The following is a 21320-nucleotide window of genomic DNA, read 5'->3' on the forward strand; positions in this document are numbered from 1 at the left end:
CGGGTCACGGACGTCACCGTCAGGTCGGCAGGTGCGGCAGGATCTTGTCGAGGCGGGCCGGGAGGTCGCGGACGCGTACGCCGGTGGCGTGCCAGACGGCGTTGAGGATGGCGGCGGGGGAGCCGACGATGCCGATCTCGCCGATGCCCTTGCTGCCCATCGGGTTGAGCTGGTCGTCGTGTTCGTCGAGCCAGGCGGCGTCGATCGACTCCACGTCGGCGTGTGCGGGGATGTGGTATTCGGCCAGATCGTGGTTGATCCATTCGCCGAGGGCGGGGTCGAGGACGCCCTCCTCGTGCAGGGCCATTCCCATTCCCATGATCATGCCGCCGAGGAACTGGCTGCGGGCGGTGCGGGCGTTGAGGATGCGGCCGGCGGCGTACATGCCGAACAGCCGGGACACCCGGATCTCGCCGGTGACGGCGTCGACGCGTACCTCCGCGAAGTGGGCGCCGAAGGCGTGCCGTCCCTCCTTCTCCTGCTTCGCGATCAGGTCGGTGGTGTCGAAGACGGCTTCGGCGCCGCCGGTGCGCCGCAACTCGCGGCAGGCTTCGGTGACCGCCCAGCCCCAGGAGGCGCTGCCGGACGAGCCGCCGGCCACCGACGCCTGCGGCAGGGTGCTGTCGCCGATGCGGATCCGGATCCGCCCGGTCGGCACGCCGAGAGCGTCGGCGGCGATCTGGGAGAGGATCGTGCGGGCGCCGGTGCCCAGGTCGGTGGCGCCGATCGCCACCTCGAAACCGCCGTCGGCGAGGTCCCGGACCCGGGCGGTGGACGGCTGCGCCATCGCCGGATAGGTGGCCCCGGCCATCCCGGTGCCGATCCACCAGTCGCCGTCACGCTGCTGCCGGGGCCGCGGGTCGCGGCCCCACCAGCCGAACCGGTCGGCGCCGGCGCGCAGGCAGTCCACGTAGTGGCGGCTGGTGAACGGTGTCCCGGTCTCCGGTTCGGTGTGCGGCTCGTTGCGGATGCGCAGTTCCACCGGGTCGAGGCTGAGCTGTTCGGCGAGTTCGTCGAGCGCGCATTCCAGGCCGACCATGCCGGGCGCCTCGCCGGGCGCGCGCATCCACCGGGGTGTCGGCATGTCCAGGCGCAGCAGCCGGTGGCCGGTCCGGCGGTGCGGGGCCGCGTACATGTGCCGGGTCGTCACCGCCGTCTGTTCGGCGAACTCGTACAGCCGGCTGGTCTGCGACCACGCCTGATGTTCGATCGCGGTGAGGACGCCGTCGGTGTCGGCGCCGAGCCGGATCCGCTGGATCGTCGGGGTGCGGTGCCCGACCAGGCTGAACATCGCCTGTCGTGGCAGCGCCACCTGCACCGGGCGGCCGGTGACCCGGGCGGCGAGCGCGGCCAGCACCGCGTTGGGCCGGGCGGTGCCCTTGGACCCGAACCCGCCGCCGACGTGCTCGGTGACCACGTGCACCCGGTCGACGCCGAAGACGGTGGCCAGGGTCGCGGCGACCCCGGACGGGTGCTGGTTGGAGTCGTACACGGTCAGGTCGTCGCCGTCCCAGCGGGCGATCGTGGCGTGCGGCTCCATCGGATTGTTGTGCAGCGCCGGGGTGGTGTAGGTGACGTCGACGGTGACCGGCGCCTCGGCCAGGGCCCGGTCGACGTCGCCGGCCGACGACTCCGCCGGGAATCCCGGGTTGACGGTGTCCGGGGTGTACACCTCGGGGTGGTCGGTGCGCAGCACGGCCTCGTGCGGCAGCGTCTCGATGTCCAGTTGCAGCACCTGCGCGGCGCGGCGGGCCGCCTCCAGGGTGCCGGCGACGACCAGCGCGACCGGCTGGCCGCGGTAGCTGATCCGGTCCGACTGCAGGACCGCCAGCTCCGGGTCGTCGGCGGCGGCCAGTTCGGGGGCGTTGCCGTGCCACAGCACGGCGATCGCGTCGGCTGACGGGTCGGCGAGCACCGCCCGCAACCGGCCGTGGGGCACCGGCGACGGCACCACCCACCCGTACGCCATGTTCTCCTGCCGGTACTCGGCCGCGTACTTCGCCGTGCCGGACACCTTCTCCGGGCCTTCCAGACGCGCCAGCGGCGCGCCGATCGCCCGTGTGGCCGCGGTCATCGTCCCTCCCGGTCGGCGAGCCGCTCCAGCAGTGCCGTGGTCATTCTGGGCAGAAGCTCCATCTTGTACGCGTTGTCGCGTCCCGGTTCGGCCGCGGCCAGTTCCGCGTCGGCGGCGGCCCGGAACTCGGCCGCGGTCGCCGGCCGGCCCCGCAGCCGTTCCTCGGCCCGCCAGGCCCGCCACGGCCGGGGCGCGACCGCACCCCACGCCAGCCGTACCTCGCTGACCAGGCCGTCGTCGGTCACCGCCAGGGCGGCCGCCACGGAACCGACCGCGAACGCGTACGACGCCCGGTCCCGCGCCTTGCGATAGGCCGACCGGGTCGCGGACGGGAGAGCCGGCACGTCCACCGCTGTGATCAGCTCGCCGTGTTCGAGGACGGTGTCGCGGTCCGGCCGGTCCCCGGGCAGCCGGTGCAGGCCGGTCACCGGGATGGTGCGCGGCCCGGCCGGGCCGTCGACGTGGACGATCGCGTCCAGGGCGGCCAGCGCGACCGCCATGTCCGACGGGTGCGTGGCGATGCACGCCTCCGAGCCGCCGAGGATCGCCAGGTTGCGGTGGTCGCCGTCGCGGGCCGGGCAGCCGGAGCCCGGCGTGTGTTTGTTGCACGGTTTCGTGGCGTCCATGAAATAGCGGCAGCGGGTGCGTTGCAGCAGGTTCCCGCCGGTCGTGGCCATGTTGCGCAGCTGCCCTGACGCGCCGGCCAGCAGCGCCTGGCTGAGCAGGGGAAACGCCTGGCGGGCCCGGGGATCGGCGGCGAGGTCGCTGTTGCGTACGGCCGCGCCGATCCGCAGCCCGCCACCGGGCAGGTCGGTGATCTCGCCGAGCGGCAGCCGGGTGACGTCCACCAGCGCGTCGGGGGTGGCGACTCCCAGTTTCATCAGGTCGACCAGGTTGGTGCCGCCGGCCAGGAACACGGCGCCCGGTTCCAGGCCGTCGGCGGGGCCGGTGGCCGTACGGTAGGAGAAGGTCTTCACCGGCCCGCCGCCTCCCGGATCGCCGGAACCATGTTCGGGTAGGCGCCGCACCGGCACAGGTTGCCGCTCATCCGTTCCCGGATCTCGGCGTCGCTGAGCGGATCGTCGTCACCGGTGGCGCTCGGCCAGCCCCGCTCCACCTCGCCGAGCATCCCCACCGCCGAGCAGATCTGCCCCGGCGTGCAGTACCCGCACTGGAACCCGTCGTGTTCGAGGAACCCGCGCTGCACCGGATGCCCGCCGAGTCCTTCGATCGTGGTGACCCGCGCGTCCTGCTGGGCGATCGCGAGGATCAGGCAGCTGTTGACCCGCCGCCCGTCCAGCAGCACCGTGCAGGCGCCGCACTGGCCGTGGTCGCAGCCCTTCTTGGCGCCGGTCAGCCCGAGATGCTCACGCAGCGCGTCCAGCAGGGTGGTGCGGGGGTCGAGGTCGAGTTCGTGCTCGCTGCCGTTGACGGTGAGACGCATCCGCCTCCGGTACCCGCGACCTCGCCGATCAATCGCGCGCATGCGGCCACACCGAGATCGATCACATGCGGGTCACCGACGGTGGTCCAGGCCACCGAACAGCGCGCCCACGCCCTGGTCGGCGGCCCGCCCGCCGTCACCCACCTCGTCGGCGCCGGCTAGACGCCCGAGGCGGTCGCTACTTCTTCTTCGCCTTCTTGTCCTTCTTCTTGTTCTTGGCCTTCTTCCCGGCCTTCGCCTTCTCGCCCTTCTTGACCTTGTCGCTCTTCTTCGAGCCCTTGTCCTTCTTGGACTTGTCGCCCATGTTCGTCTCCTCGGCGGATCTCCGTCTCCGGATCTCGATCCTAGGGCGCTGACCAGGAACAAGACGCGCTTTGGCTACTTGGCGTGACGGGTGGGGCCACCGTGCGCTCCCGGTCCGGTCAGTGTCGGTGTGCCCCGTACCGAACGAAGGAGGGTGACCGATGCGCCCCACCACGCGCTGGTGGGAGTTGCTGGAGGACCGGGTGGCCGAGGCGGTCGGCTTCCCGGGGCGGGCGCCCGGGGTGCACGGGTTCCTGATCGGCGGCAGTGTCGGCCGGGGCGAGCCGTGGCCGATCATCGGCACGGCGATGGCCGGCGGTCGCCCGGGCGGTGCGCCTGGCCGAGTTGCGGCAGATCGCCGGGGGTCTATAACGAGGCGCTCTCCGGGCTGGAGTACCCGAGCCGGTCGAGCAGGTCGCCGGTGGCCCGACGGAACGCCTCGGCGATGTCGTCGTCGAAGTGGTTCTGCCAGTCGCCGGACTTGCCCTTGCGGTAGTGCGACACGTTGCCGGCACGTTTGCGGTCGTTCATCTTCGCGAAGCTGTACCGGTCGAGCAGCGTCGCCAGCTCGTCCTGCGGGACGGTCAGGCCGCAGTGCCGCAGCAGCGCGTCCATCTCGCGCATCTGGTTCTCGCCGAACAGGTCCTCGTAGCGCACCAGGCGCACCTGCTCCGACGGCGGCGCCTGCACCCAGGACCGGACGGCGTTGAACATGCCCTTGCGGTTCAGGTCGTCGATCAGGAACAGCATCCCGTCCTTCCGCGACTTCTCCCGCAGCACCGCCCGGACCTCGAGCACGTCGCCCATCGGCGTGTGCGAGTCACGGGTGGAGAAATAGCTGGAGACCAGCAGATCGCGCGGGTCGCGGTAGATGAAGAAGGTGCGGTGCGCCGCGGGCTTGGGCATCTTCAGATAGCGGGCGTACGGGAAGTACAGCGACAGCCCGATCCGGTTCTCCGGCACCACCTTCGGATCACGCCAGCCGTAGTAGCGGGGGTCGTAGGTGACCAGCCCGGTGTGGCGGTAGACGATCGGGTCGCTGAACACCGACTTGATCCACTGGCTGGCGGTCTTGCGGACCGCGCAGTGGTAGATGTTGGTGAACTCGCTGCGCTCGGTGACCGTGACTGTCGCGCGGAGCCGGGCGTTGTGCGCCTCGAGGAGGGCCCGGCGGGCGAGCACGCGCACGGAATCGGGGGAGTGCTGCTTGGCGTACATCATCGCGCGATTCAACATCGTCAAAGCCCCAATTCCTTGCCTGGCGTGACGGCGCGCAAGGCGGCGCGCACGCCGTCGTGCGTTGATGCACTTTACAAGAACGTCGACATCATGACGACGGTGTCTCGTCTTGTTGAGTGGCTCCAGGCTGTGAAAAGGCTTGGATGCGGCTCGGGCCGCCTTCTCGCTGGAACCCGTGTAACGGCGTCTACCAGCGAGAACGATCGTGGGGCGTAAGCGTGACGGGCGTACCGAAGCTGAAAGAATTCACAGCTTCACCGCCGTCACATGCGTTGCGGCATCATCTCAGGACTGTCAACGACGGCAATTCCTCGTCGTCCTCCCACTGGCGCGGAGTGACGACGAGACTGCCGCGGTACTCCAGAAAGCGGCACCGGCCCGGATCCTTCCAGCCGGCGGTCAGCGCGCCGCTGCGCCGCACCTCGGCACGGCCGGACTCCGCGTCGACGCGGACCAGATGCCCGACACCGTCGCCGGTCTCCACCGCCCACGCGCCGTCCGGGCCGGCCCGCAGGATGACCGCGTCACCGGAGCCGCCGGTCTCCTTCCACCGCAGCCGCCCGGTGGCCAGGTCGATGGCGACCACCCGCCGCTGACGGTCCGTCTTGTCCACCGCGTACAGCACGCCGCCGTGCACCGTCATCCCGGCGCCGTCGATGCCGGCCGTCCCCTGCCCGGTGCCCACCCCGTCCAGGTCGAGGTTCCAGGCCGGGGTCCGCCACGGGATCTCGCCGCGCAGGCCGCGTTCCTCGTCCCAGGTGAGCACGTACGGATCGCCCGGGCCGTACACGACGGCGGTCAGCGGCTCCGCCGACGGCACGTTCTGCACGTCGGCGTGCTGATGCAACGGCACCTCGAACAGCTTCCTGCCGGACCCCGGATGCAACGCCGCCAGCGACTGCCTCCTGCCGTTGTCGCACCGGCGCAGCATCACGACCCGGGTCCCGGTCATCGCGAACGCCTTGTCGACGCAGTCGCCGTCGGCCAGCCGCCACCGCACCCGCCCGTCGGCGGCGCCGATCGCCGTCGTATGGCCCTCGTGCGTGACCACCGCCGTGCCACCGGCCGCGACGAGGCGGATGCTGCGCGGCAGCTCGTCATGGTTGCGCGGCAGGGCCAGCTGCACCGTGCGCGCCAGCGTGCCGGACCGCAGATCGACGACACCGAGCCGGTCGCACACCTTCGCCCCGAACGCGACCACGCCGAAATCGCCGGCCGCCTCCGCCGCCGCCGTGCACACCGCCGTACCCGACGGCACCGGGGCGGCCCACACCCGCGACCCGTCGCCGAGCCGGTACGCCGCGACCCCGCCGGTGGTGGCCCGGACGATCAGATCACCGTACGGCCAGGTCGCGTGCGCCACCGCCGGCCCGGAACCGACCTCCGGCAGCAGCTCCTGCCCGATCGACTTGGTCCAGCCCAGCCGCAGAGCGTCGTCGTTCTTCGTCCGGACCAGCCAGTACCCGGTCCCCGCCCCGGCCAGCAACGCGACGGTCACCACCGCGGCGACCACCCAGCCGATCCTGCCCGCCCCGCCCGGCCGCTCCTGCATCGAACCCCCCGAATAGACTCACGGAGGACTGATTGTCACGGTTCACCGTCCGGGCGCCGCGCCGAGGGTCGCCCGTCAGCGCCGGTTGCGGCGGCGCAGGGTGATGACTCCGGCGATGACCAGCAGCACCGGCAGGATGAGACCCCACATCAGCCAGCCGTTCATGACCACTCCCTCCGGCGAGACACCCGATCCGGTCATGCTCGCGGCGTGACCCGGGACGCGGCTCATCCCGGCCGGATGAGCGGTCAGCTCTCCGCGTGCGTGATCAGGGTGATCAGCTGCCGGCGGAAGTGGTGGTAATCGTCGACGGCGCCGAACAGGTGCTCGGAGTGCTGCTCCTCGGCACGGGCGGCGGCCAGCGCCTCGGCGCCGCGGCCGGTGGCGGTGACGACCATGCGGCGGCGGTCGTGCGGGTCCGAGGTGCGTTCGGCGTGGCCGGTCCGGGTCAGGCGGTCGACGGTGCGGCTCATCGTCTGGTCGGTGACCCGGCACAACCGGGCCAGCTCCCGCTGCGACAGCGGGCCCGCCGCCAGATGGTGCAGGGCGATCAGCCCGGCGTGGGAGAGCCCGAGACCGGCCAGGAAACCCTCGAACCGGCCCTCCACCACGCGGGCCGCCATCGCCAGCAGCCGCCCGGTCGGCCAGGACCCGACGTCGGCGCGTACCCGCTCGGGGTCCGCCGTGATCGCCCGTTCGTCGCCGCGCACGCGCTCACCCTACCGGCACCCCGTACGGCATCCCGGTGACCGGTTCCGGCCCGGCCAGCGCCGAGGCGATCGCGGCGGCCGCCGGCGGGTAGGCGAGTTCGCCGAGCCCGCCGATCGGCGCCTGCGACCCCACGATGATCACGTCGATGTCGGGGCAGTCGCCGATCCGCGCCCACGCGTAGTCCCGGAACGACGACTGCACCACCGCCCCGTCACGAACGGTGATCTGGGCGCCGAGCACGGTCGACACCGCGTCCAGGATCGCCCCTTCGACCTGGGCGATCACCCCGGACGGGTGGATCGGGACACCGACGTCCACGGCGGCGGTGACGCGCCGTACCCGCCGGGTGGCCGGATCCGCGTCGGCGATCACCGCGATCGCCGACCCGTACTCCAGATGGCACGCCACCCCGGCCGGCGCCGGCCCGGCCTTCGCGGCGGCGGCGTCCAGGACCGCGTGCAGCCGGGAGCCGGCCGGCAGCAGCCGCCGCCGGAACGCCACCTGGTCGTGGCCGCCGTGCCGGGCTATCTCGCTGAGGAAGCACTCCTCGGCGTAGCCGAACTGCCCGGCGTAGACGGCCCGCCAGAATCCGGTGCGGATCGGCGCCGGCCGCAGCGCCACCGACACGTCGCCGGGCACGGTGTAGGGGAAGTGGTCGCCGCTGGCGCGGACGACGGCCGGGTTGGCGAACGCCGGCAGGACGGTCAACGGCCAGGTCACCACCTCGTGGGTACGCGTCAGCGGCAGACCGGACGCGTCCAGGGCGGCGGTGAGCCGGTGCACCGACATCGGCCGGTACGAGTCGTGCCGGGTGTCGTCGTCGCGGGTCCACCGGACACTCACCGGCTTCCCGGCCGCCCGCGAACAGGCGATCGCCTCCAGAACGGCGTCCGGCTCGATGCGCCGCCCGAACGCGCCGCCGGCCAGCGTCGGCGTCACCGCGATCCGCGCCTCCGGCAGCGCGAGACTCCGCGCCAGCTGGGTCCGCAGGCCGCCCGGGTCCTGCACCGGCGCCCACACCCGAACCGCATCGGCGGTGACGTGCGCGGTGGCGTTCATCGGCTCCATCGGCGCGTGCGCCAGCAACGGCATCCGATAGACGCGCCGCAGGTACGGATCGGCGCCACCGTCGGCTGCGGCGCCCGGGAACGCCGTGCCGGGGCCGCCGGGCCGCACCGGACTGCCCGCGGGGGGCAGGGCCGCCTCCAGTTCGTCGAGCCAGGCCCGGCTGTCGGCGGCGGGGGTGCCGCCGGTCCAGGTGACCGTCAGAGCCTCCCGCCCGCGCAGCGCCGCCGCCGTCGACGAGGCGACGACGGCGACTCCGCCCTGGCCGGCTGCCGGCGCGGCCAGCCGTACCACCGCGACGACGCCGTCGACGGCGCGAGCGGCGCCGTCGTCCACGGCCGCCACCTGCGCGCCGATCCACGGGGGCCGCGCGACCACGGCGATCAGGCTGCCCCGGGGCGCGGACTCGGCGCCGTACCGGGCCCGCCCGGTGACGATGTCGCGGGCGTCGGAGCGGCCCGCCCGGGTACGCCCGATCAGCCGCCACCGCTCCGGCGGGGTGAGCGTCACCGGCACCGTCGCCGGGTCGAGGGCGGCCGCGTCGGCGACCAGGTCGCGGTAGGCCAGCGGACGGCGGCCGGGATGATGCACCCGGCCGCCGCGGGCCGTGCACGCGGCGGCCGGCACGCCCCAGCGGGCGGCGGCCGCGGCGATCAGCAGGCAGCGGGCGGTGGCGGCGGCCGTGCGCAGGGGAGTGGCCAGCTGCCGACTGGACGTCGAGTTCGCCACCGCCTGCGAGCCGTAGGTGGCGGTGTCCCCGGGTGCCTGCTCCAGGGTCACGTCCTCGACCTCGACGGCGAGTTCCTCGGCGACCAGGACGGCGGCCATCGTGCGGACCCCCTGGCCGGTGTCCGGGCGCGGCACCGTGGCCACCACACGACCCCGGCCGTCCACGCGGACGAAGACGTTCGGCGTCAGCCCCGCGGCGGGGCCGGCGCCCGCGGCGGGGCCGGCGAGGGCCGGCACCGGCACGGCCACGACCAGCGCCGCACCCAGGAACGTGCGGCGGGAGACGGTCACGACGCACCCCGTACCAGAGAAGCGGCCCGGCGCACCGCGGACCGGATCCGCGGATAGGTGCCGCACCGGCAGACGTTGTCGCGCAACGCCTCGTCGATCTGTGCGTCGCTGGGGTCCGGAACCCGCGCGAGCAGCGCCACCACGGTCATGATCTGTCCCGGCTGGCAGTACCCGCACTGCGCCACGTCGAGATCCACCCAGGCCCGCTGCACCGGATGATCACCATGTTCGGACAGTCCCTCGATGGTGGTGACCCGTGCCCCGTCGGCGTCCTCGACGGTCCGCACGCAGGGCCGGCCCGCCGCCCCGTCGATCAGTGACACGCACGCTCCGCAGGCGCCGACCCCGCACCCGTACCGCGGCCCGGTCAGCCCGAGCTCCTCGCGCAGCACCCACAGCAGCGGGGTGTCGCCGGGCACGTCCACGACCTGCCGCCGCCCGTTGACCTGTAACCGGAACCGGCCCACGCTGACCTCCAGACATCGACGTACACCCATTGTTCAGTCTGCTGAATATCCGCCATACTGCCTCCGTGGTCAATGACACGAAGGGGCGCAGCGAACGCGTCCTGCTCTGGTCGGTGCCGGCTGTCGCCCTGCTCACCGGCCTGGTGTGGCTGGCCGGGCAGTCCCTGAGCGACGTCGCCCTGCTGCCCGACCGCGGCGCCGCCTGGTACGAGTGGAAGCTCCCGGAACCCACCGCCTGGACCCGGCTGTCGGCGTGGTTCGGCTACGCCGCCCACCAGATCGTGTCCTGGGCCCTGATCTACTACGCGCAGACCCGCGTGCACCGGTGGAGCCGCGGCCTGAAACGCGTCAACGTGATCGCCATCGCCGCCAACCTCGGGTTCATCGCCCTGCACATGCTCCAGTCGCGGCTGTTCTACGACGGTCTCGCCCAGGACGTGTCGATCTTCAGCTCGCAGGGCTCCGTCGTCCTGCTGCTGGTCGTCGTCCTGATCATGGAGAACCGCAGGCGGGGCCTGGTCGCCGGCCGGCCCGCCCCGATCCCCGCCGTCGTGATCGACTTCGCCCGCCGCTATCACGGCTACCTGTTCTCCTGGGCGATCGTCTACACCTTCTGGTACCACCCGATGGTCACCACCAGCGGCCACCTGATCGGCTTCTTCTACATGTTCCTGCTGCTCCTGCAGAGCTGCCTGATCTTCACCACCGCGCACACCAACCGCTGGTGGACCCTCAGCCTGGAACTGATGGTCGCCGTCCACGGCACCCTGGTCGCGGTGATGAACTCCGGAGCCGACGGCGCCTGGCCGCGCTTCCTGTTCGGCTTCCTCGCCGTCTTCGTGATCACCCAGATGCACGGGCTGGGCCTGTCCGCCCGGACCCGCCGGCTGCTCCTCGCCGCCTGGCTGGCCGGCGCCGCCGCCGTCTACACCCGCCGCGACCTGGCCGACCTCCACGAGATCCTGCGCGTCCCGATGGCCGAGTACCTGGTCCTGGCGGTCCTCACCCTGCTGCTCTGGCCGGTGGCGCTGCTCGCCCGTCGTCTGCAGACCAGGACCACCACCCCCGCGGCCGTACGGGAGGACGCGCGCTGACCGTCACCCCGGCCCGGCCGGCCCCTGGCGGCACGATCCGGAAGCGCTCCAGGGCCTCCGCCGGGAACGCCCGCGCGATCCGCGCCAGCCCGGTCACCACCGCGGTGGACGGCGCGTCGGTCAGCAGCCGGCCGAGCCCCGGCGTGCTGACGTGGATCAGGTCGCCGCCGTGCAGCCGCCAGTGGATGATCCCGGCCCGCACCGACGCCTCGACGACCTCCGCCGTGACGAGCGCCTCGCCGAACCCCGGGACCTCGGTCTCCGCGATCAGCATCTCCCGCGGATCACCATCGCCCTCCGGCGCGTCGAACGCGACGGCCCGGACCACGAGGTCGTAGTTCCACGGCGGCTCCCGCGTCACCGCCGGCATCGGCCCGGACTCCTCCTCGCGCGGCAGCCGGGGCCGCAGCCGCAGATCCGGCAGCGCCACCGGCAGATGCACCAGGCAGACGGTCCGCATCGTGCCCGTCACCTTCCGCAGCCCGGCGGCGCTGTCGGTCATCGCGAACACGGTGAACGGCATGCCGTCGACCAGCCCCGTGGTGACACCCGACGGATTGAGCAGGTCCACCTCGGACCCGTAAGCCGACCAGCGCCGCAACGGGTCGGCCCGGAACACCTTGTCCGGAACCCTGTCCCGGACCGGTGGGCCGGCGCCGTCCGCGGCCGCCGCCCGCTCGGTGACCAGCTCACCGTCCGGTGACCCGACGACCTGCGCGATGGCGGGGCGCGGTACTCCCGGCTCGCCCATCCGAGGTAGGCGGCCAGCGCGATCCCGCCGACGGCGGCGAGCACCCAGACGGCGCTCCGGTGGCCGCCGGACCACAGCTCGATGCCGACGAGCACCAGGGAGATGACCGGGTACCAGAACCAGGCGCGCTGGACCGGCACGTTCTGTTGCGCATGCTCCAGGGTGACCTCACGGCCGCCCTCCGGTGTCCGCCGGGTGTTCAGCACCCGCCGGCCAGGACGTGCACCGGCACCCCGATCACGACGTTGAGCACCGGCCATCAGCGCGCCGGATCGGATGTGCACGCCGACCGACTGGTGCTTGCGCCGCCCGTAGCCGCCGCCGATGGCCGTCGCGCTCATGCTGTTCTGGATCACGACCTGGGGTGCCGGCTGCGGCGGATACTGCGGCGGGTACGGCTGCTGGTACTGCTGTTGCTGGTACTGCTGCGGCGGGTACGGCTGACCCTGCGGCGCCCCGTACTGCGGCGGGTACTGCTGCACCTGGTATCCGGGCGGCGGCGGGTAGGCGGGCTGGCCCGGCGCGGGCGGGTACCCGGGCTGTGCGGGTGGATATTCGCCGTGCGGCGGGTAGCCACCGAAGGACGGCTGTTCGGCAGGGTGTGACACGGTGGCGCTCCAGTGGATCTTGAGTTGAAGCAGCAGGCTAGTTGATCTTTAAGGTGCCTTACGGTCGGCCCGACGGACACTTCGCCTCGGTCGAACAGCCGGGAACCGTGGCCCTACCGGCCGCCTTCCCCGGCGGTGTGCCGGCCGGGGCCCGCGATGTCCGCCGGATCGACGCCGCGCGGGCCGGCCCGTCCGGCCGCCCCACCGCCACGGCGCCGACTCCATCGACGGTCGCCGCTGGGGCTGGCCCGGCCTCGTCGCGCCCCTCCGGCACCTGACGCTGCGGCAACGATCCGGCGACCTCCGCCCGGCTCACCCGAGCCGCAGTGCGTCGTACCGCTCCGGCGACAGCCGTGACGTGTGACTGTCCCGCGCGTACACCACCATCAACGCCGCCACCAGCGCTCCCACCAGGACCGGCGGCACGGTCACGGCGATCGCCAGCCCACGCCGGGCCCGCCCCGCGAGCGCGCCGGAACCCGGTGGCCGCGCCCGGCGAGGCGCCTCCCGGCACGTCCGGATCGAACCCCTCCCGCGGTACGGCGAACGGGCCGTCCCCCGCCTCCACCCCTTCAGGACGCGATGGTCGTGACGTTCAACGCCTGGCAGACCGCCAGCATCCGCCCGCATGCCTATGTGCGGACCGTCGCACGCCGGATGTACTGGCAACACGTCAAGGAGGGCAACCGTCGAAGCGAGGCGCTCCAGCGGGCCGCCGTGAGTGACGCTGGCGAGTTGGACGTCTACGACTCCGATGCCCGGCACCTGATCGAGATGCTGCGCAGGTTGCCACCAGCGCAGAGGGAAGTGATGGCATGGGCCATCGACGGTTTCGCTGCCGATGAAATCGCCGAGCACACCGGTTCCTCTGCCAGCACAGTTCGATCGAATCTGCGGCACGCGGGTCAAGCCCCTGGAAGTGGTGTAACAGCTGATCTTTCGAGTCGTGCTGGTTAGAGGTTGTTTGCGGTCTCTAGTTCGGGCAGGCCGGCCGCCTCGGCGGTGGCTGCGGCAGGTGTCTTGCGGGCGCGTTCGAGGACGTCGAGGGCGAAGTAGCGGCGGCCTTCGGTCCATTCGTCGTGTTGTTCGGCCAGGACGGCGCCGACGAGGCGGATGACGGCGTCGCGGTCGGGGAAGATCCCGACGACGTCGGTGCGGCGGCGGATCTCCTTGTTCAGCCGCTCGTTCGGGTTGTTGGACCAGATCTGCCGCCAGATCTGCTGCGGAAAGCCGGTGAAGGCGAGCAGGTCAGCACGGGCGTCGTCGAGGTATGCGGCCACTTTCGGCAACGATGCGCCGACCGAGTCGAGCAGCTTGTCGAACTGGGCGTGGACCGAGGCCGGGTCGGGCTGGTCGTAGACCGAATGCAGCATGGTCTTGACCGCCGGCCACGCTGATTTCGGGCAAACCCCCATCAAGTTCGCGGCGAAATGAAGCTGTATCGAAATAAGCCGTGGAGATGAAAAAGATCCATCGTTGGTCTTGTATGGCAGTAGATGCAGAGGTGCTGGGACCAGACTGTTGATGACAGTGGACAGCAGGTGACGCATCAGATCCGGTGACGCGTCACCGAGGGCTTGGCCGAGCAGGCCGGCAGGGTCGATGATGTGAGGTGCGGCCATCGTGATGATCCCTTTCGAGAGTTCCGTGAGACGTTCGCTCGAAAGATCACGCGATGGCCGCGCTCTATGCCGGACGGGATGTCCGACGGAGACGATCACGCCAACCGCGTTACACCACTATCAGGGACCCCACTCTCCACACATGTTGGACGGTGTGCAGGTTGGATGCACATTGCCGCCGTAGAATCGATCTTCGCGCCCGGTCGGAGCTGCCTGCTCGCCATCGACGGCATCTGTCGCAGGGCCGGGAGCATCGGCTATCGCTGCGCTGACCGGACCCCGGTCAGTCACGGCCGAAGTCGGCCGGAACCTTCATCGCTTTCGCTTGGAAAGCGCCGTCCAACACATCGCCATCAATCAGGCCATCAAGGTCGTCGCCGGCTGGCCACGAATCGGAGTCCTCGCTCTTCAAACTGCGCCCGAGCGTGTCCTCCAGAAGCTCGGCGGCCGCAGTCAACCCGAAGTAGTGCAGAGCTTCGACTGCGCGCCTGACACGAAAAGGCTCGTTGACCTCCAGGGCGAAGGCCAGGCCTCCACCCATCACGGAACCATGGATGCGCAGCAAGGAAGCAAGGTGCTGGATGCCGAGCGGAGTGCCTTCGGGGACGTCCCCATCCGCCCCATAGTCACAGGCGTCATTCCAGATCGCGTCGAGGTCATCCAGAACGCTGACATTGGCAAGTACCTGTGAGAGCGCGGCGATCGTCTGACCTGCCTCGACGGCGCCAGTGTCTTTCGACCGATCCTGGCGCCACCGGTCGGCGACAGAGCCGAGCGCCTCGAGTGCTGCACCGGCCAGGCCATCCGCCAGCGTCGGCAGCCGAGCATCGAAGGCGGGATCATCCGTGGCCAACGCTTGGAGACGCTCGTCGAACTGGTCGCCACCGAGAGCCGTCGCCGCAACGATGGCGGCCGCAGCGACTACTTGATCCGGAAGGAAGTCGTGCCCGACCAGCTCGGGTTGGTCTTTCACCGACTGGAACAGACGTTCCAACGTTGCGGCACGCCGCTCAGGAATTTTTTCGGCGATTTCCTTCAAGAACCTCAGGGCACCATCACTGGAGAAGGCGCCAGTTCCGAACGCTGCCATGCCGCGCTACCTCCTTCGCAGGACGATCACCGACGTGAACCTACAAGCTCAGACCGATCGGCTGCCGGCCTCCCCGAATCTGTTTCAGGGACCGTGCCCGCCGTCGAATCCGAAAAGTTGATCTAGACGATCGACACCAGAATCGTCCAGACCTACTTTTCGGAGCACTGGTCAGCGGTCTGCCGACCGAACTCCTCAGCTGGACCGGACAGTCGAGTAGGTGTTGGGCGCCAGGTAAATGTCCCGGAAGACGTCAGGCACCTGGTGTCGGTCACCGCGTTCTTCCCGGCAGAGGAGCGGGTTAGCGAGCCGCGTCGGGATCGAGGTCTTCGCCGACTCGGGTCTTCGGGGGATTTCACGGACGTGGAAGCGGCCCGTGTCGGCGTTGCTGATGTGGTAGCCGTAGCCGTGGAGCAGGAGCCAGCGGCGCAGGCCACGTACTACACCGGCGGCCTAGACCGACCCGCTCGCCGGCGAGCCGCTGGTCGGTGAAGTCGGCGAGCCTGCGGCCGACTACTTTCCATCGATATTCGTCTTTCGTTGACTGGCGAACTTTGCCCCCCTTAGGGTCGTGTCACTTGATTCAACCGCAGCCTGCGGCGTTCCCGAGGTCTCTGAAGGAGAGGATCGCGCGAAAATGAAGACGGTCGTTAAATTCTCAAGCGTAGTGGGAGTCGCTCTGGCTTTGGGTGCGGCCATGGCCTCGCCCGCATCCGCCGCGTCGGCGCCCTCGGCGGATCCGATCGTGTGCATCGGCGACAGCTTCATGTCCAACACGGGCTCCGTTGGCGTCGGTGTCATGCACTTCTGGGACGGCCGGTACGGAGCGGACGGCAGGCAGGCGTACGACGGCGTCCTGTATCCCGGCGAGGGCACCTGTAGCAAGTGGCGCTGGACCACGGTGCAGGGCATCTACGTCGGATCCGGTTACTGCGTCCAGGCCTGGCACGACGGAACGCGAACGCCGTCTGACCTCCCACCGGGCAGCCACCCTATCGGCAAAGGTAAATGGGATGTTAAGGCCTATCGGGGGACCTGTTAATCGGCCCCGGTCGCTCTCGTCTCGCTCCGTGCCTGATTCCTGCACCGCCGTGGCGTCTTAGGGGGTTTCCGGTGAGAACGTGTCACTAGCCGCAAACGGCGTTGATCATTGAGGAGGGCTGCCGAGCAGCCCTCCTCAGGTGTTTCAGTCGAGTTCGGCGTGCTCGCCGGTGGCCGCGGCGGCGGGCGCAGGTAGTGCGCGAGCCCGCCGGCAAGCGGCCCGGGCCCGGGCACCGTCGGCCTGCTGCTCTACAGCCTCCACTACCGCGATCAGCCAATCGGCTTCTGATTTTGACCTCGCCGCCGGACATTTACCCGGCGCACCGGTGGTCAGTTTGCTGGCGCTCAACAGGCGGACCGGTAGACGGGCCGTGACCTCGAACCCGCCGTCCGGCAGCGGCCCGGCCGACGGCACCCCGCCGGCCGGCCCGATCCGCCCCCGCAGTCCGGTGAGGCCCCGGCCGCCGCCCACCGTCCGGACCACCGCGCCCCGGCCGGGCGGCTCGGGACCGCACGGATCCCGGTGGAGAGTCCCCGCCCGTTCACCCTCGTCACCGCACCGCCCCCGCCGCTTCCTAGACTGACGGCCGATCATGGACGATCCACTGCTGCACGCGTCCGGCTGCCGCCACGGGCGCCCCGAGGACCGGCGCCGGCTCGACGTCATGCCGGATTACGGGGCGTTTCCGGTCTGGGGCTGGTTCACCCTGCCGGCGCGCGGCGATCAGCCGGCCCGCGAGGTGCACGGCAACCTGCCGGCCAGAGCGCTCGGGCTGAGCACGGATCTCGGCGCCGCGTTGCAGGACTGGGCCGACTGGCACGACCGGCACCAGCGCGGCCCCGACTTCGCCTCCCTGCACGACGACCGTCCCGATCCGACCAGGGACGAGCGGCGGCGGTGGTTCGAGCAGGGCCGGAGCCTGGCGGACCGGCTGGCGGCCGAGACCGGCATGCCGGTCGTCTACCTGTGGCCGTCGCAGGGCCGCGACCCGTCCTGCCCGGTCTGCGGGGAGCGCCGCCGGATCACCCCGCCCTGACCGGCGCGATCCACCGGCGGCCGGTCAGGCGTTGACGCCCAGCACCTTGAGCAGGTCGAGAAGCGTGTCCTCGGCGAACGCGCCGGTGGCGGTGAGCGCCGCCGCCACCGCCGCCGGGTCCACGGTGTGACCGGCTTCCGCCGCCCACGCCACGGCCTGGGCGACGATCTCCTCCGCCGACTGCTCCAGCGGCGGCGCGTTGAACTCCGCCGCGACGTCCGGGTGCAGATAGGTGTGCCAGCGGGCCCCGTGCGGGCCGGCGGCCCGCACGTCCGCGAGGTCGCTGTCGAGGACGTAGGCGCGCAGCGCCGGAGCTCCGGTGGCCGCCACCACCTCGTCCAGGCTTCCCGGCAGTTCGCCGTCGAGCCGGGCGCACCGCCACCCACCGGCGAAGGCCAGTTCGTCGAGCACGCCGACCCCGCCGACCAGGGCCGACCCGGCCAGCGGCCGATCCGTCCGCGCCACCACGATCATGCCCGAATATCCCACCGTGTCTCCCCACGCGTCGTCGATGGAGGCACTGTAGGCGGGCGCCGTCGGCCGGCGGTGGGCATGGGTGTGCGGCAGCTGGTCGCGATGCGGCTCTACCCGGCAACACGGCGGCGGACACCGTGGCGGCGGTTGCCGTGGCCGTGGCCGGCCCGGGAGATGCCGTTCCTCCCCGTCGAGCGGGAGCGGGAGCGGGACCGGGAGCGCGGCCGGATCGGGGCGTGGCCGCTCGCGTACCGCCGGATCGGGGAACCCGCCCGTCCCGACCACGACGGCCCCGGCACAATGGGCCGATGCACGCCACACCGTCCCGGTCGTACCGATCCGTGCCCGCGCAGGTCGACCTGCCCGCCCTCGATCATGAGGTGCTGCGTTTCTGGCAGGACGAGAACGTCTTCGCCCGCAGCCTCGAACGGACCGCCGGCCGGCCCGACTGGATCTTCTACGAGGGTCCGCCGACCGCGAACGGGATGCCCGGCACCCACCATATCGAGGCCCGGGTCTTCAAGGACGTCTTCCCGCGCTACCGCACGATGAAGGGCTACCACGTCCCGCGCAAGGCCGGCTGGGACTGTCACGGCCTGCCGGTGGAGCTGGCCGTGGAGAAGGAGCTCGGCTTCGCCGGCAAGCAGGACATCGAGGCGTACGGGATCGCCGAGTTCAACGAGCGGTGCCGCGCCTCGGTGACCCGCCACACGGACGCGTTCGCGCAGCTCACCGAGCGGATGGGCTACTGGGTCGACATGGCCGGCGCCTACCGCACGATGGACGCCGAGTACGTCGAGTCGGTGTGGTGGTCGCTGAAGCAGATCTTCGACAAGGGGCTGCTGGTCGAGGACTTCCGGGTGGCCCCGTGGTGCCCGCGGGACCAGACGGCGCTGTCGGATCACGAGCTGGCGCAGGGGTACGAGGACGTCGCCGACCCGTCGGTGTACGTGCGGCTGCCGCTGACCTCCGGGCCCCTCGCGGGCCGGGCGTCGCTGCTGGTGTGGACGACCACCCCCTGGACGCTGGTGTCGAACACGGCGGTGGCGGTTCACCCCGACGTCACCTACGTGGTCGCCTCCGACGGCAGCGAGCAGCTCGTCGTGGCCGAGGCGCTGGTGGAGCAGGCGCTCGGGGAGGGCTGGTCACCCACCGGGGTGACGTTCACCGGCAAGGAGCTGGAACGGTGGGCCTACCGGCGGCCGTTCGAGCTGGTCGACGTGCCGGACGCGCACATCGTCATCCTGGCGGCCTATGTGACCACCGACAGCGGCACCGGCCTGGTGCACCAGGCGCCCGCGTTCGGCGCGGACGACCTGACCAGCTGCCGGGCGTACGGGCTGCCGATGGTGAACCCGGTCCGCCCGGACGGCACGTTCGCGCCCGAGGTGGGCCTGGTCGGGGGGACGTTCTTCAAGGACGCCGACGCCACCCTGGTCGAGGACCTGCGCGAGCGGGGTCTGCTGTTCAAGGCCCGGCAGTACGAGCACAGCTACCCGCACTGCTGGCGCTGCCACACCCCGCTGATCTACTACGCGCAGCCGTCCTGGTACGTGCGGACCACCGAGATCCGTGACGACCTGCTGCGCGAGAACGAGAACACCAACTGGCAGCCGGCGACGATCAAACACGGGCGGTACGGCGACTGGCTGACCAACAACGTCGACTGGGCGCTGTCGCGGTCCCGTTACTGGGGCACCCCGCTGCCGATCTGGCGCTGCCCCGACGGCCACCTGACCTGTGTCGGATCCTTGGCGGAGCTGGGTGAGCTGGCCGGGCGGGATCTGTCCGCGCTGGACCCGCACCGCCCGTTCGTCGACGACGTCACCGTCACCTGCGAGTGCGGGGCGACCGCGAACCGCGTGCCGGAGGTCATCGACGCCTGGTACGACTCCGGGGCCATGCCGTTCGCCCAGTTCGGTTACCCGCACCGCAACAAGGAGCTGTTCGAGCGCAGCTATCCCGCCCAGTTCATCTGCGAGGCGATCGACCAGACCCGGGGCTGGTTCTACACCCTGATGACCGTCGGCACGCTGGTGTTCGGGAGGTCGGCGTACGAGAACGTGGTCTGTCTCGGGCACATCCTGGCCGAGGACGGCCGCAAGATGTCCAAGCACCTCGGCAACATCCTGGAGCCGATCCCGCTGCTGGAGCAGCACGGCGCCGACGCGGTCCGCTGGTACATGGCGGCGGCCGGCTCGCCCTGGTCGGCGCGGCGGGTCGGGCACGCCACCCTGCAGGAGGTGGTCCGCAAGACGCTGTTGACGTACTGGAACACCGTGGCGTTCCAGGCGCTGTACGGGCGGACCGCCGGGTGGGCGCCGTCCGCGGCGGACCCGCAGCCGGCGGACCGGCCGATCCTCGACCGCTGGGTGCTGTCCGAGGCGAACATCCTGATCGGCCGGGTCGACGCGGCGATGGCGGCGTTCGACACCCAGGAGGCCGGGAAGCTGCTGGCCGCCTTCGTCGACGATCTCTCCAACTGGTACGTGCGCCGCAGCCGCCGCCGGTTCTGGCGCGGCGACCCGGCCGCCCTCGCCACCCTGCACGAGGCGCTGCGCACGGTGACCCTGCTGCTCGCCCCGATCGTCCCGTTCATCACCGAGAAGGTGTGGCAGGACCTGGTCGTCGCCGTCGACCCGCAGGCCGCCCCGTCGGTGCACCTCACCGACTACCCGGTCCCGGACGAGAGCCTGATCGACGCTCGGCTGGGCACGCAGGTCGAGTCGACCCGCCGCCTGGTCGAACTGGGGCGGACGGCCCGCGCCGAGTCCGGCGTCAAGATCCGTCAGCCGTTGTCGCGGTCGCTGGCGTCGGCGCCCGGCTTCGCGGCCCTGGACCCGGAACTGATCGCCGAGATCGCCGCCGAGCTGAACGTGGCGGCGGTGCTGCCGGTCAGCGCGTCGGAGGAGTCGCTGGTCGACACCACGGCCAAGGCCAACTTCCGTACGCTCGGCAGGCGGTTCGGCAAGCAGGTGCAGGCGGTGGCGAAGGCGATCGCCGCCGCGGACGCCGCCGCCCTGAAACGGGACCTGGCCGCCGGCGCCGCCACGGTGACCGTCGACGGTGAACCGGTCGCCCTCACCGGCGACGAGGTGATCATCACGGAGACGCCGCGGGAGGGCTGGGCGGTGGCCTCCGAGGCGGGCGCCAGCCTGGCGCTGGACCTGCACCTGACGCCGGAGCTGGTCCGGGCCGGCCTGGCCCGGGAGGCGATCCGGCTGATCCAGGAGGCCCGCAAGTCCACCGGCCTGGAGGTCTCCGACCGGATCGAGCTGCGCTACGAGGCGGCCGGTGACCTCGCCGCCGCCCTCGCCGAGCACGGCGACCTGGTCGCCGACGAGGTCCTGGCGACGTCGTTCGGTCCCGGTGAGCCGGCGTGGGAGACACCGGCCCACCGGGACGCGGGTCTGGAGCTGACCTTCTGGCTGCGCCGGGCCGGCTGACGCGACCGGGCGCGGGGCGGGGCGTGCCGGCCCCACCCCGCGCCGGACGGTCAGCTGCCCTGGCCGTCCTGGTCCTGGCCGGGCTGGATCATTCGCATGATCCGCTCGGCGGCCTTCTTGCGTTCCGCCCGGCGCGACCACATGCTGATCGCCGCGGCGCTGACGAAGACGATGGATTTGGTGGCGGGCCAGAGCAGGAACGCGACGGCGAACAGTGCGGGATGGAATTGTTCGATCATCTTTCTCCTCGATCCGGTGTCCCGGTTCGGGACTTCCTCCCAG

19 protein-coding genes and 1 pseudogene are annotated in these 21320 nt (G+C 71.4%); 5 read left to right on the forward strand and 15 right to left on the reverse strand.

Annotated features, from left to right (window positions below):
- Positions 1 to 19: 19 nt before the first annotated feature.
- The 10 genes from Aut01nite_RS22210 to Aut01nite_RS22250 all read right to left on the reverse strand — a co-directional run bounded on the left by Aut01nite_RS22210 (position 20) and on the right by Aut01nite_RS22250 (position 9905).
- The gene (locus Aut01nite_RS22210) at positions 20 to 2074 is read right to left on the reverse strand and encodes a xanthine dehydrogenase family protein molybdopterin-binding subunit (RefSeq protein ID WP_043529489.1); all 2055 of its coding nucleotides are present in this window, start codon (positions 2072 to 2074) and stop codon (positions 20 to 22) included.
- Positions 2071 to 3051 carry an FAD binding domain-containing protein gene (locus Aut01nite_RS22215; protein ID WP_043529491.1) on the reverse strand — a complete coding sequence of 327 codons (981 nt, stop codon included), beginning with the start codon at positions 3049 to 3051 and terminating at the stop codon, positions 2071 to 2073. The genes Aut01nite_RS22210 and Aut01nite_RS22215 overlap by 4 nt, the downstream gene beginning before the upstream one ends.
- Positions 3048 to 3518 (reverse strand): 2Fe-2S iron-sulfur cluster-binding protein, encoded by a 471-nt coding sequence (locus tag Aut01nite_RS22220; RefSeq protein ID WP_043529494.1) that lies wholly within the window; start codon positions 3516 to 3518, stop codon positions 3048 to 3050. The genes Aut01nite_RS22215 and Aut01nite_RS22220 overlap by 4 nt, the downstream gene beginning before the upstream one ends.
- 178 nt (positions 3519 to 3696) lie before the next feature.
- Positions 3697 to 3822 (reverse strand): hypothetical protein, encoded by a 126-nt coding sequence (locus tag Aut01nite_RS44365; protein ID WP_268871726.1) that lies wholly within the window; start codon positions 3820 to 3822, stop codon positions 3697 to 3699.
- Positions 3823 to 4187: 365 nt separating this feature from the next.
- Positions 4188 to 5057: a sulfotransferase domain-containing protein gene (locus Aut01nite_RS22225; RefSeq protein ID WP_043529496.1), complete on the reverse strand. Its 870-nt coding sequence runs from the start codon at positions 5055 to 5057 to the stop codon at positions 4188 to 4190.
- Between the two features lie 283 nt (positions 5058 to 5340).
- Positions 5341 to 6612 (reverse strand): outer membrane protein assembly factor BamB family protein, encoded by a 1272-nt coding sequence (locus Aut01nite_RS22230; protein WP_161790711.1) that lies wholly within the window; start codon positions 6610 to 6612, stop codon positions 5341 to 5343.
- Between the two features lie 75 nt (positions 6613 to 6687).
- The gene (locus tag Aut01nite_RS22235; RefSeq protein ID WP_204037631.1) at positions 6688 to 6777 is read right to left on the reverse strand and encodes an LPXTG cell wall anchor domain-containing protein; all 90 of its coding nucleotides are present in this window, start codon (positions 6775 to 6777) and stop codon (positions 6688 to 6690) included.
- Positions 6778 to 6860: 83 nt separating this feature from the next.
- On the reverse strand, positions 6861 to 7322 hold the full coding sequence (locus Aut01nite_RS22240; protein ID WP_236643064.1) for a MarR family winged helix-turn-helix transcriptional regulator: 462 nt from the start codon (positions 7320 to 7322) through the stop codon (positions 6861 to 6863).
- A gap of 4 nt (positions 7323 to 7326) precedes the next feature.
- The gene (locus Aut01nite_RS22245) at positions 7327 to 9408 is read right to left on the reverse strand and encodes a xanthine dehydrogenase family protein molybdopterin-binding subunit (RefSeq protein ID WP_052164359.1); all 2082 of its coding nucleotides are present in this window, start codon (positions 9406 to 9408) and stop codon (positions 7327 to 7329) included.
- On the reverse strand, positions 9405 to 9905 hold the full coding sequence (locus Aut01nite_RS22250; protein ID WP_052164360.1) for a (2Fe-2S)-binding protein: 501 nt from the start codon (positions 9903 to 9905) through the stop codon (positions 9405 to 9407). The genes Aut01nite_RS22245 and Aut01nite_RS22250 overlap by 4 nt, the downstream gene beginning before the upstream one ends.
- A 35-nt stretch (positions 9906 to 9940) precedes the next feature.
- Between Aut01nite_RS22250 and Aut01nite_RS22255 the strand changes: the two genes are divergently transcribed.
- A complete protein-coding gene (locus Aut01nite_RS22255) occupies positions 9941 to 10969 on the forward strand; it encodes a hypothetical protein (protein WP_043530595.1) in 1029 nt (342 codons plus the stop codon).
- On the opposite strand, the gene Aut01nite_RS22260 is transcribed toward Aut01nite_RS22255, so the two are convergent.
- The gene (locus Aut01nite_RS22260; RefSeq protein WP_052164361.1) at positions 10878 to 11720 is read right to left on the reverse strand and encodes a hypothetical protein; all 843 of its coding nucleotides are present in this window, start codon (positions 11718 to 11720) and stop codon (positions 10878 to 10880) included. The genes Aut01nite_RS22255 and Aut01nite_RS22260 overlap by 92 nt on opposite strands.
- 245 nt (positions 11721 to 11965) lie before the next feature.
- Here Aut01nite_RS22260 and Aut01nite_RS22265 point away from each other — a divergent pair, with 245 nt between their 5' ends.
- Both Aut01nite_RS22265 and Aut01nite_RS22270 read left to right on the forward strand, forming a co-directional pair.
- Positions 11966 to 12325 carry a hypothetical protein gene (locus tag Aut01nite_RS22265; protein WP_161790729.1) on the forward strand — a complete coding sequence of 120 codons (360 nt, stop codon included), beginning with the start codon at positions 11966 to 11968 and terminating at the stop codon, positions 12323 to 12325.
- A 591-nt stretch (positions 12326 to 12916) separates the two neighbouring features.
- A complete protein-coding gene (locus Aut01nite_RS22270) occupies positions 12917 to 13285 on the forward strand; it encodes an RNA polymerase sigma factor (protein WP_161790730.1) in 369 nt (122 codons plus the stop codon).
- Here the strand turns inward: Aut01nite_RS22270 and Aut01nite_RS22275 are convergent.
- Together Aut01nite_RS22275 and Aut01nite_RS22280 are read right to left on the reverse strand one after the other, a co-directional pair.
- Positions 13282 to 13761, reverse strand: a pseudogene (locus tag Aut01nite_RS22275) (IS256 family transposase); the annotation flags it as partial. The gene Aut01nite_RS22270 and the pseudogene Aut01nite_RS22275 sit on opposite strands and share 4 nt — an antisense overlap.
- A 472-nt stretch (positions 13762 to 14233) precedes the next feature.
- Positions 14234 to 15040 carry a DUF4259 domain-containing protein gene (locus Aut01nite_RS22280; protein ID WP_043530602.1) on the reverse strand — a complete coding sequence of 269 codons (807 nt, stop codon included), beginning with the start codon at positions 15038 to 15040 and terminating at the stop codon, positions 14234 to 14236.
- Between the two features lie 1634 nt (positions 15041 to 16674).
- Here Aut01nite_RS22280 and Aut01nite_RS22285 point away from each other — a divergent pair.
- Entirely contained in the window at positions 16675 to 17118 is a 444-nt protein-coding gene (locus Aut01nite_RS22285; protein ID WP_043530607.1) for an immunity protein CdiI family protein, read from the forward strand.
- A gap of 24 nt (positions 17119 to 17142) precedes the next feature.
- On the opposite strand, the gene Aut01nite_RS22290 is transcribed toward Aut01nite_RS22285, so the two are convergent.
- Positions 17143 to 17607, reverse strand: coding sequence for a hypothetical protein (locus Aut01nite_RS22290; protein ID WP_152629007.1), 465 nt, complete (start codon positions 17605 to 17607; stop codon positions 17143 to 17145).
- A gap of 293 nt (positions 17608 to 17900) precedes the next feature.
- On the opposite strand from Aut01nite_RS22290, the gene ileS reads away from it, so the two are divergent.
- Positions 17901 to 21038, forward strand: a complete 3138-nt coding sequence (gene ileS, locus Aut01nite_RS22295; protein ID WP_204037633.1) for an isoleucine--tRNA ligase — start codon at positions 17901 to 17903, stop codon at positions 21036 to 21038.
- A gap of 50 nt (positions 21039 to 21088) precedes the next feature.
- Here the strand turns inward: ileS and Aut01nite_RS22300 are convergent, their stop codons facing one another.
- A complete protein-coding gene (locus Aut01nite_RS22300; protein WP_043529072.1) occupies positions 21089 to 21277 on the reverse strand; it encodes a hypothetical protein in 189 nt (62 codons plus the stop codon).
- Between the last annotated feature and the right edge of the window lie 43 nt (positions 21278 to 21320).

This window comes from Actinoplanes utahensis (genome assembly GCF_016862455.1).
GTDB classification, from domain to species: domain Bacteria; phylum Actinomycetota; class Actinomycetes; order Mycobacteriales; family Micromonosporaceae; genus Actinoplanes; species Actinoplanes utahensis.